General features: G+C 67.0%; 8 protein-coding genes. 4 read left to right on the top strand and 4 right to left on the bottom strand.

The window, feature by feature from the left end; genetic code table 11:
• The first annotated feature begins 385 nt into the window (after positions 1–385).
• A complete protein-coding gene (locus ACTHJR_RS01980; protein ID WP_440521383.1) occupies positions 386–1,321 on the top strand; it encodes a right-handed parallel beta-helix repeat-containing protein in 936 nt (311 codons plus the stop codon).
• A 155-nt stretch (positions 1,322–1,476) separates the two neighbouring features.
• Here ACTHJR_RS01980 and ACTHJR_RS01975 read toward each other — a convergent pair whose 3' ends face one another.
• On the bottom strand, positions 1,477–1,830 hold the full coding sequence (locus tag ACTHJR_RS01975; protein WP_440521382.1) for a VOC family protein: 354 nt from the start codon (positions 1,828–1,830) through the stop codon (positions 1,477–1,479).
• A complete protein-coding gene (locus ACTHJR_RS01970) occupies positions 1,827–3,470 on the bottom strand; it encodes an alkaline phosphatase family protein (protein ID WP_440521381.1) in 1,644 nt (547 codons plus the stop codon). The genes ACTHJR_RS01975 and ACTHJR_RS01970 overlap by 4 nt, the downstream gene beginning before the upstream one ends.
• A 72-nt stretch (positions 3,471–3,542) precedes the next feature.
• Here ACTHJR_RS01970 and ACTHJR_RS01965 point away from each other — a divergent pair, with 72 nt between their 5' ends.
• On the top strand, positions 3,543–5,576 hold the full coding sequence (locus ACTHJR_RS01965) for a protein-disulfide reductase DsbD family protein (RefSeq protein ID WP_440521380.1): 2,034 nt from the start codon (positions 3,543–3,545) through the stop codon (positions 5,574–5,576).
• Positions 5,573–6,409: a subclass B3 metallo-beta-lactamase gene (gene bla, locus ACTHJR_RS01960; protein ID WP_440521379.1), complete on the top strand. Its 837-nt coding sequence runs from the start codon at positions 5,573–5,575 to the stop codon at positions 6,407–6,409. The genes ACTHJR_RS01965 and bla overlap by 4 nt, the downstream gene beginning before the upstream one ends.
• A gap of 43 nt (positions 6,410–6,452) precedes the next feature.
• On the opposite strand, the gene ACTHJR_RS01955 is transcribed toward bla, so the two are convergent.
• Positions 6,453–7,256 (bottom strand): arginyltransferase, encoded by an 804-nt coding sequence (locus tag ACTHJR_RS01955; protein ID WP_440521378.1) that lies wholly within the window; start codon positions 7,254–7,256, stop codon positions 6,453–6,455.
• A gap of 254 nt (positions 7,257–7,510) precedes the next feature.
• Between ACTHJR_RS01955 and ACTHJR_RS01950 the strand changes: the two genes are divergently transcribed.
• Positions 7,511–7,996 carry a hypothetical protein gene (locus ACTHJR_RS01950; RefSeq protein WP_440521376.1) on the top strand — a complete coding sequence of 162 codons (486 nt, stop codon included), beginning with the start codon at positions 7,511–7,513 and terminating at the stop codon, positions 7,994–7,996.
• 50 nt (positions 7,997–8,046) lie between these two features.
• Here the strand turns inward: ACTHJR_RS01950 and ACTHJR_RS01945 are convergent, their stop codons facing one another.
• Complete coding sequence (locus tag ACTHJR_RS01945; protein WP_440521375.1) at positions 8,047–10,152, bottom strand: TonB-dependent receptor plug domain-containing protein; 2,106 nt, start codon at positions 10,150–10,152, stop codon at positions 8,047–8,049.
• Positions 10,153–10,228: the final 76 nt, after the last annotated feature.

Raw genomic sequence — 10,228 nt, 5'->3', positions numbered from 1 at the left:
TTGTGGGAGAGGGAGGGAGCCGACGTAGTCGGCGGAAGGGTGAGGGGGAGTCACGAGCGACATCTCCTGTGACTCCCCCTCATCCTTCCGCGCCTTCGGCGCTCCCTCCTTCTCCCACAAGGGGAGAAGGAATTTGGTCATCGCCCAAGCCCCCCGTCACCCCGGCCTTGTGCCGGGGGCCACCGTGCCTCGAACCCCAGCGCTTGCGGCTCCGTGGATGCCGGCACAAGGCCGGCATGACGGCGTAGGGTGTCTCTCCTTGGGGCATAGTCGCTACGCGTTCATACCTGAGGCCGCTGCCCATAGCGCGATCGGACGATTAACCGTCATTCCCGCTACCCCCGCGTCCCACACGCGCAGATACCCCGCGCGAAGGAGTCCCCCCATGCGCCGCGCCCTCATCGCCCTGCTTCCACTGCTCGCCGTCACGCCGCTCCACGCCGAGCCGGGTGCCGCGCCCTTCACCGTGCAGGAAACCGGTCAGACCTTTGCTAACCTCGACGACGCGGTGCAGTCGATCCGCATGGGCACCGCGACGATCCTGATCGCGCCGGGCGTCTATCATCAATGTACCGTCCAGGCGGGGGGCAACATCACCTTCAAGGCGGTCGAGCCGGGCAAGGCGATCTTCGATGGCGAGACGTGCGAGGGCAAGGCGGCGTTCGTGCTGCGCGGACTATCGTCGACGGTCGAGGGCATCGTGTTCCGTAACATGCGCGTGTCGGACGGCAACGGCGCCGGTATCCGTACGGAAATGGGCAACCTCACGGTGCGCAACTCGATGTTCCTCGACAGCCAGGAAGGCATTCTCGGCGGTCAGCCCACCGGTCAGCAGATCGTCATCGACCGTTCGACCTTCGCGGGGCTCGGCCAGTGCGACGAGACGGTCGATTGCTCGCACTCGATCTATCTCGCCAACAAGGGATCCGTGACGATCACCCGCTCGCGCTTCGAGCGCGGTACCGGCGGGCATTACGTCAAATTGCGCGTGCCCAACCTGTCCATCACCGACAACAGCTTCGACGACAGCCAGGGGCGCAAGACCAATTACATGATCGACCTGTGCGAGGGCGGCACCGGTCTGATCGCGCGTAACACCTTCGCCGACGGGCCGAACAAGGAAAATTGGACCGGCTTCATCGTCGTCGCGGCGGAAGGGCGGACCTATTCGTCGGCGGGGCTGAAAGTGGTCGACAATGTCGCGACGCTCGCCCCCAATTTCGGCAAGAGCCCGGCGTTCGTGGCGAATGTCGGCCGCGATCGGCTGGACGTGGGCGAGAACCAGCTGGCGGCGGGCATCCGGAAGTACGAAGAGCGCTGAGCGCGTCATTCATCTTCACGCCTCCCCGGCGTAGGCCGGTGCCCAGTTCCACCGTCGTTTGTGGTGAGGACTGTCCGTCCCAACTCGAGGCGCCGACGCTGGGGCCCGGCCTTCGCCGGGGAGGCGTAGTGGTTTGGCGACCGCTTCCGTAGATTCTACGGCCGGTTCGACAATTGGAAACGATTGCCGTCGGGATCGTCGCCGTCGCACAGATGCAGTTCGCCGAACACTTTGACCGGATCCATCGTCGCCCCCCGCGCCACCAGATCCTCGCGCGCCGCCGCGACATCGTCGGCGTGAAACACGACCTTGTGCGGGCCTTCGAAATCGGGCCCGATCTCGACATTCGGCCCGGCCGCATGGATCGCGATGTTGCATCCGCCCGCCGCCATGTCGACCCAGCCGTCATCCTGCTCAACGACCTCAAGCCCGAACATGTCGCGATAGAAATCGCGCATCGCGGCGAAATTGTGCGTGAAGATGATCACGCGGCGCATCTGATAGCTCATGGGCAGGTGCTGCCGGTGCCGTTGTCGAGATCGAGGCAACGGCCATCCATCTCGCCAGGCTTGATCGCGAAGCCGAGCACGCCGGCCAGCGTCGGCGCGATGTCGACCGTCTCGATCGAGAAGGGTTGCTCGAACCCTTTCATTCCCTTGCGCCAGAAGAGGATCGGCACGCGGCGGTCATAATCCCAGGGCGAGCCATGCGTCGCCACCGCGCCGGGATAATCGCCCGGCGGGATCGCGGTGATGCGCGGTTTCAGGAACACGACGAAGTCGCCCGATCGCGCGGGATCGAACGAGGCACGTTCGCGCTGCAATAGCGTCCAGGTCTCGGGCGGGCCGTCGGGCATCGGCACGTCGGCGATATCGGCCTGGGTGAAGACCGCCGCGACTTGCGGATCGGCGCGATAATGCGCGACCGCCGCAGCGAGCACCTTGGCGCGCTGGTCGCCGGTGATCTTGGGATCGATCCACACGTCGCCATTGGTCACGCCGTAGAGGATGCGGCCGCTCAGCCCCATGTCCTTGGCGATCCCCGCGCCGACGGTCTTTGGCGATAAGGCGAGGGCGACGCGCTCGGCCATCGGCATGGCGCGCTCGCGCTCGCGTTCGGGAATGTCGTTGCCGCCATGATCGGCGGTCAGCGCGACGACATAATCGACCCCGGTCTTGTCGAGCGCGGCGAACAATTTGCCGAGCGTCTGGTCGAGATTGGCGAGCTGGATGCACATCTCCGACCCCTCGGTGCCGTAGGTGTGCCCGACATAATCGGTCGCCGAGGCACCGATCGTCAGCACGTCGGTCGACTTGCCGTGGCCGAGCTTCATGTCGCGGACCATCGCGGTCGCCAGGCCGACGATGGCGCTGTCGAACGCGGGCGAGGCTTTCCACTTGCCCTCGCTATTGGCTGGGCGCTCGAACTTGCCGGCACCGACGGTCTGGCCGTTGGCGACGATCGCGCGGTCGATCGGCTTGCACCAATCGGGTTCGACGAACGCGGCGCCGGGCCTGGCGATCTCCGCCTTCGCCGCGGCATTCGCGGCAGTCACAGCGGCGGGCTCGGCGCGGCCGCCGTAGGAAATGAAGCCCTTGCCGTCGCGCCAGAACCAGATCTGGTCGACCTTGTGCCCGCCCATCATGATCGCGGCGCGGTCCTTGCCGGCGACCGATACGGTGCGGACGTCGGGGTCGGCGTCCTTCATCCGCTCGCCGAGCGTCGGCACACGCAAGTGGATGTCGGAGGCGACATAATTGCCCGCCGGGCCCTTCGAGGGATCCTCGGCGCAATAGACCGATCCCGGCCGTGGGCTGGTCCACTCGTACCAGTCGTTGGCGATGATCCCGGTACGCGCCGGGCGATCGCCGGTCATGATCGTCGAGTGGCCGGGGCAGGTTTCGGTCGCGGCATGGCTCTGAAACCCGGCCGGGAACACCGCGCCGTCGAGCAGTCGCTTGAACCCGCCGGTGAACCGATTGCGATATTGCGCGAACAGATCGGCCGAGAATTGGTCGACCGAGATCACCACCACCAGCCGGGGCGGCGGCGCCTTGGCCGGCGCGGCGGCGGGAGCGGGCTCGTTCCGCGCCGCGAGCGGTCCGGCGAGTAGGGCGAGGGCGAGCGGGGCAAACTTGGCAAAGCGCATCCGAGGCAGACTCCGCTGGGCGAGACGATGAAGGACCGCTAAGGGGCGGCGAGACAGGGTTCAAGGGGTCGCATGCACGCATTCGGTTTCGCCTTCGTGACGATGATGCTGGCGATGATCGCCTGGGCCTTGCCGGCATCGGCGCAGGGCGACCCGGTCAATGATCCGCCGCCCCACCTGAAGATCGTCCTGGTCGCGGAGACCGGCACGCCCAAGGCTGGCACCACGATCAACCTCGCACTCGATTCGCGGCCGCAACCGGGCTGGCACGGCTATTGGCAGAATCCCGGCGACGCGGGCTTCCCCGCCAAATTCCAATGGACGCTGCCAGCCGGCGTGACCGCCGGCGATCCGCGCTATCCGGCGCCGCAGCAATTGGTCGTCGCCGGGTTGATGAATTACGTGTTCGAGCACCCTTATGCGGTGATCGTGCCGTTGACGGTGCCGTCGGGTCTGGCGGCGGGCACCAGGCTGCCGATCAAATTGCACCTGCAATATCTGGTCTGCACCAAGACCCTGTGCGTTCCGGAACAGGCCGATCTATCGACCGACCTGACGGTCGGCGACGGCCGGCCCGACGCGGCGATCGCCGGCCAATTCGCCCAATGGATGCGCGCCTTGCCCCAGCCGCTAGGATCCAAGGCGATTTGGCAGGCGCAGGGCGGCGCCTTGCGCCTCGCGATTCCCTATCCGGCCAGCGCGGTGGGCGAGGGGGCCTATTTCTATCCGATCACCGCCGACGCGATCGACTATGCCGCCCCGCAACAGGTCGCGCGCGACGGCGACCGGCTGGTCGTCACCACCAAGGGCAAGGGCGCGCCCGGTCCGATCGAGGGCGTGCTGAGCGTCGGCGGCCATGCGCTCGCATTGACCGCGACGCCGGGTGTCGTATCGGCGCCGGCCGCGAGCGCGACGGCCGGCGACAGCGGCTGGTCCACCGCGCTGATCGCCTTTCTGAGCGCGGTGCTCGGCGGGCTGATCCACCACGTCATGCCCTGCGACTTCCCGATCCTCAGCCTCAAGGCCTTGAGCCTGGCGCGCGCCGGCGGCGAGGAACGTGCCGCGCGGCACGAGGCGCTGGCCTATACCGGCGGCGCGGTCGCGGTGTGCCTGGCACTGGGCGCGGCGATCCTCGCGCTTCGGGCGGGCGGCAGCGCGATCGGCTGGGCGTTCCAGCTCCAGGATCCGCGCGTCGTCATGCTGCTGTTGCTGCTGACGGTCGCGATCGCGCTCAATCTCGCCGGCGCGTTCGAAGTGCCGGTGCCCGCCTTCGTCAATCGCACCGGCAGCGCCGGCGGGGCGTTCGTCACCGGCGCGCTCGCCGCTTTCGTCGCGACGCCGTGCACCGGCCCGTTCATGGCCGCCTCGCTCGGCGCCGCGCTGGTGCTGCCCTGGCCCGCCGCGCTAGCGATCTTCGCGGGGCTGGGTCTAGGCCTGGCATTGCCCTTCCTGCTGCTCGGCTATGTGCCGGCGTTGCGCAAGCGACTGCCCAAGCCGGGCGCTTGGATGGATACGCTGCGCCGCATCCTCTCGATCCCCATGTGGCTGACCGCGGTCGCGCTGGCCTGGGTGCTCGGCAAGCAGGCGGGGGTCGACGGTATGGCGCTGGCGCTGCTGGTGTCGCTGGGCGCGGCTATCGTGCTGTGGGCGGCGGGCCGGCGGCAGGCCCGGGGACTGGGCTTCGGGCCGGTCGCGCTGGCGGTGCTGGTGGCCATCGCGGTCGCGGGCGTCTGGCTGGTGCGTGACCATCCGGCGCAGGCAGCGGCGGTCGGCGCCGGCGAGGAGAAGTTCAGCGAGGCCAGGCTCACGGCGCTGCGCGCGCAGGGCCGGCCGGTGTTCGCCTATTTCACCGCCGACTGGTGTCTGACCTGCAAGGTCAACGAGCGCGTCGCGATCGATACCGACGCGGTGCGCGCGTCGTTCAAGGCGAAGAACGTCGCGGTGCTGGTCGGCGACTGGACCAATGGCGATCCGGCACTCGGACGCTTCATCGAGGCGCATAATCGTGCCGGCGTGCCGCTTTATCTCTATTATCCGGCGGGCGGCGGCGACGCTCGTGTGCTGCCGCAAGTGCTGACGCCGTCGCTGCTGGAGGAATTGCCATGATCGCCCGGATGCTTGCCGCCGCAGTCGCCGCGATCCTGCTGGCCGTGCCCGCCGCCGCCGACAATCCCGCCGCCTGGACCCAGCCGACCGCGCCGTTCCGCATCGCCGGCAACATCTATTATGTCGGGACCAGGGGTCTCGCCTCTTATCTGATCGTGACGCCCAAGGGGCTGATCCTGCTCGACGCGACGATGGAAGCGAACGTCCCGGCGATCGAGAAGAACATCCGCGCGCTCGGCTTCAAGGTCCGCGACGTGAAGATCCTGCTCAACAGCCACGCCCATTTCGACCATGCTGGCGGGCTCGCGGCGATGAAGCGCGACACCGGCGCCGAACTCGACGCGATGGACGGCGATGTCTGGGCGCTCGAGAACGGCAAGCATTTCGGCGACCAGAATTATGTCGGGACGTTCCCGGCGGTGAAGGTCGATCGGCGACTGAAGGACGGCGACCGGGTGACGCTGGGTGGCGTCACGATGACTGCCATTCTCACCGCCGGCCATACCCGCGGTTGCACCACCTGGACGACGACGGTGCGGCTGAAAGCCGGGGCCAAGGCCGTCGTCTTTCCCTGCAGCCTGTCGGTCGCGGGCAACAAGCTCTACGGCAACAAGGCCTATCCCGGGATCGTCGGGGATTACCGGGCGAGCTTCAAGCGCATGGCGGCGATCAACGCCGACATTGTGCTGCCGGCGCATCCCGAAATCGCCGATGTCATGGGACGACACGCCAGCGGCAAATGGCTCGCGCCTGATCTGTTGCCGAAGATCGTCGCCGAAGCGCAGACCGATTTCGAGCGGGAAATGATGAAGCAGCAGGCGATCGCGAAATAGGGTTTATCGCGTCGGGAGCGCGCGACGCACGCTCCGCTGGACCTCAGGCCAATTCGCCCGACAGCGCCAGCGCCTGTTCGGCCGGGTGCGTCGGCGGGGCGTAGCTCGCGTCCTCGTCCTCGAGCAGCGACCAGCCCGACGGGCCGAGCACTTCGATCGGGCGATAGCGCGTCTTGTAGGCCATCCGCGACGATCCTTTCACCCAATAGCCGAGATAGACGTAGGGCAGGCCGGCGGCGCGGGCGCGCAGAATGTGGTCCATGATGATGAAATTGCCCAGGCTCGGGCGGTTCTCGTCGTCGGCCAGGAAGAAGCTGTAAATCATCGACAGGCCGTCCGCCTGCTGATCGGTCAGGCAGGCGCCGACCAGCCGGCCGCGCTCGCCATGCACGCTCGGCTCGCGATATTCGACCACCACCGAATTGACCGGCGACTGTTCGACCATGTCGGCATAATCGCCGTCGTCCATCATCGTCATGCCGCCGCCGGGATGACGCGTGCCGAGATAGCGGCGGAGCAACTGGAATTGCTCGTCGGTCGCCCAGGGATTGCAGGCGGTGATCTCGAGATCGGCATGGCGCCGCAGCAGCTTGCGCTGAGTCGCATTCGGCTGGAATTCCGGCGCGACGACGCGGACCGAGACGCAGGCCGAGCAGCCCGCGCAGCTCGGCCGATAGGCCACCGACTGGCTGCGGCGGAAACCGATCCGGCCGAGCGCGTCGTTCAATTCGCTGGCATGAGGGCCATTGAGCTCGGTGAACACCTTTCGCTCCTGCCGGCCGGGCAAATAGGGGCACGGCGACGGCGACGTCACGAAAAAGCGCGGAAAACGAAAAGGCGCAGTCACCGACTAATGTGTCCCCTCGGCCGCCGGTCCATCCGGCCCCAGGGGCATACTATGAATCGTGCCGAGCGTGATGAAAAGCGGCTTTACCAAGAAAGATAGTTAACGATTCACCAGAATGCGACGAACGGTCGCGGATCGCAGAATAGAGCCGCGCGAGTCGCGGGTGCAAGGCGGCTCGTCGCCGCTCCGATTCGTTTTGTCGCAAGCTTCGGTTCAGGCGGGCATTGCTAGCGGCACGGGCGAAGGAGATAGTGATGCGCCGCTTGCTGCTTGCCGCCTTGATCGTTCCATTTGCCGTCCCCGCCGCCGCGCAGCGTGCGCAACCGGTGCTGCCGTTCGCGCCGCGCGGGGTCGATTATGTCGAGAGCGTGTGCACCGGCGGATTTGACGGGCGCTATGAACAGACCCGCATCTTGTCGAACGGCCAGATCATGAAGGTCACCCGGCGCTCGACCGGCGTGCTGCGGGCGCGCGCGACCCGGGCGGAGGTGACCAAGATCTGGCGCGAACTCGACTTCGCGCGGTTCGAGCGTCGCACCGTGTCGCCGGAAAAGCCCTATGTCATGGACGGCATCGATTGCGCCCTGACCCGCCGCCAGAACGGCCGCATCCACACCGTGACCCTGATGCAGCAGAGCCGCGGCAAGCCGCGCTATCGCGACCTGGTCCAGGCGCTCGACGACGTGAATGAGCTTGGGCGTCGCGCGACGGGCCCGGTGCTGCGGCCCGCGGCGGAATAAGGACCGTCTAGCCCCGCCCCTTCAGGGGAGGGGCTTATCGGGTCTCGCTCTCAAAACGTTCCGCTGACCGTCAGGGTGAAGATCGGTCCGACCCGCTGGTGCTGGCGCTCGAGGAACGCCAGCGGAGCGGCGTTGCGGCGGCCGGTGTAGACGTCGCGCCAATAGCGGACATGGCCGTCGTTAAGGTTGAAGACCTCGAAATTGACCTTCACGCCGCGTACGTTCTTCAGCTCGACGAAGGCGCTGACATAGGGGCCTTCCCATTGCTGGTTGATCTCGTCGAGATACCAGACCGGGCCGTAATGATCGAACGACAGGCTGCCGCCCCAGGCGAATTGGGTGCGCGGCACGTCATGCCGCAAGGTGAGCTGCGCCCAGCGATCGTGCGTGTTGCTGATCTCGCGCGGCAGGCCGGTCAGCGGGTCGCGGACGCGCGCGCGTTCCACGCCGATATCGGCGTCGAGCTTCGCGCCGTGCCAGCCGATCGGGTCGAATTGGATCGTGCTGATGCTCTCCACGCCGGTGCACGTCGCGTGGGGCAGATTGCCGACCGCGTCGCCGTCGATCCCGACCGGGATATGATCGACGATATCCTCGATCCTGTAGTGATAGACCTTCAGCCGCGTCTTGCCCCAGCGGCCGAAGGTGCGGCCGATCTCTCCGGTCGCTTCCCAGCTTTGCGGCGGGACGAGGTTGGGATTGGCGTCGTTGCCGCGATTGTTGGTGACGTCCTGGTTGGCGAGGAAATCGGAAAAGCTGATCTGGCCGACCTTGCGCTCGAATTTGAGGCTGGCGTCCCAGCCCGGCGCCGGGCGCCACGCCAGCAGGATGCTGCCTTTCGGGCGAAAGAAGCGACGCGGCTTCTCGCCGATGCCGCGCTCGCCCAGCTCCGAATATTCGGCGCCGCCGGCGATCTGGAGGTCGAGCTTGCGCGACAGCGAGCGGCTGAGCGTGACCATTCCTTCGTAGCGTGTCTCCGCGACGATACCGCTGCCTTGCGGATAGGGGATCGAGACATAGGAGCCGTCGGGCTGCAGATCGGCCAGGGTGCTGATCTGCGCGTACCGGTTGTCGGCGCGCTCGAGCGAGATCGTCCAGTCGTTCGGCCCGCCCTTCCAATGATATTCGAGCCGCCCGACCGTCTCGCTGGTCTTGGCATCCTGGCCGTAGAGCAAGCCGTCGCTCGGCGCGCCGCTGTCGTAATCGGTACGCTGGTCGACGAACGCGGGAGCGTGCTCGAAATGGCGCAGGCCGATCAGCTTGAGCCGGCCGGGGCCGAGCGGCAGCGAGACGTCGCCATTCACGTCGTAACGGAAGCCCCAGGTGTGATTGAGGCTGATCCAGTCATTGTCGTTGCCGTCGTCGCGGATCCGGCGCTGATCATTGGCGCCGCGCTGCCAATAGGGATCGTAATCGAGCGACAGATTGGCCTGGAGCCCGCTTTTGCCGGTATATTTGAAGATGGCGGACATCTTGGCGTCGTCGCTGCTGTTCCAGTTCACCTGTTCGCGGCGCTCGATCAGCGCGCCGGACGGGGACAGCACGCGATAGTCGTTGCCGCCCAGCGCGCCGCGCGACGGCTTGTTTTCGAGCGAGAACGTATAATCCAGCGCGCCGAGCGTGCCGTTGTAGCTGATCGACCCCGCCAGCCAGCGCGGCTCGGCGTAATGCGCGCGAACCTGCGGGCTCCAGCTGAAATTGCCGCTGCCCTTGCGATCGGCCTTGAGAATCACGTTGGCGACCTGGCCGGTCAGGCCGGCGATGCCGAACGAGGCGGCTTCGCGGACTTCGATACGCAACACGTCGCCCGCCGGCACCTTTTGCAGCCGCGCCACCGCGCCGCCGGATTTGTCGGTCACGCGCTGGCCGTTGATCAGGACGTTCTCCGACGCCTGGCCCAGCCCGCGTGTGTCGTCGGCGGTGCGAATGGTGAAGCCCGGCACTTGTGACAGCATGTCGTAAGCGGTCTGCGGCGCGAAGCGCGCGAAATAATCGGGCGTGAACACTCCCGCTTCGCTGGCGGTCGCGTCGGCGCCGGCCGGTGAGGCAGGCTTGTCCTGACCGGCGATCGCCGCTGCCGGCGCACACAGACCGCCGGCCAGCGCGAGGATGCCCACCGCGTACCGCCAGCGATCGGATCTGTCGTGAATGCGCATTCTCTACTCCTGTGGTCTGGCCCGCGGGGATCGGCTCGACGCGCGCACCGCTCCAGCCGCGCTTGCAGATGGAGCG

The organism is Sphingomonas sp., from assembly GCF_051962185.1.
Taxonomy (GTDB): domain Bacteria; phylum Pseudomonadota; class Alphaproteobacteria; order Sphingomonadales; family Sphingomonadaceae; genus Sphingomonas.
This window is presented reverse-complemented; position numbering and strand designations above follow the sequence as displayed.

Excerpts from the sequence above, each read along its gene's own strand:
- ACTHJR_RS01945 (WP_440521375.1), bottom strand. The coding sequence starts at position 10,152 with ATGCGCATTCACGACAGATCCGATCGCTGGCGGTACGCGGTGGGCATC.
- ACTHJR_RS01980 (WP_440521383.1), top strand. The coding sequence starts at position 386 with ATGCGCCGCGCCCTCATCGCCCTGCTTCCACTGCTCGCCGTCACGCCG.
- ACTHJR_RS01965 (WP_440521380.1), top strand. The coding sequence starts at position 3,543 with ATGCACGCATTCGGTTTCGCCTTCGTGACGATGATGCTGGCGATGATC.
- bla (WP_440521379.1), top strand. The coding sequence starts at position 5,573 with ATGATCGCCCGGATGCTTGCCGCCGCAGTCGCCGCGATCCTGCTGGCC.
- ACTHJR_RS01970 (WP_440521381.1), bottom strand. The coding sequence starts at position 3,470 with ATGCGCTTTGCCAAGTTTGCCCCGCTCGCCCTCGCCCTACTCGCCGGA.
- ACTHJR_RS01975 (WP_440521382.1), bottom strand. The coding sequence starts at position 1,830 with ATGAGCTATCAGATGCGCCGCGTGATCATCTTCACGCACAATTTCGCC.
- ACTHJR_RS01950 (WP_440521376.1), top strand. The coding sequence starts at position 7,511 with ATGCGCCGCTTGCTGCTTGCCGCCTTGATCGTTCCATTTGCCGTCCCC.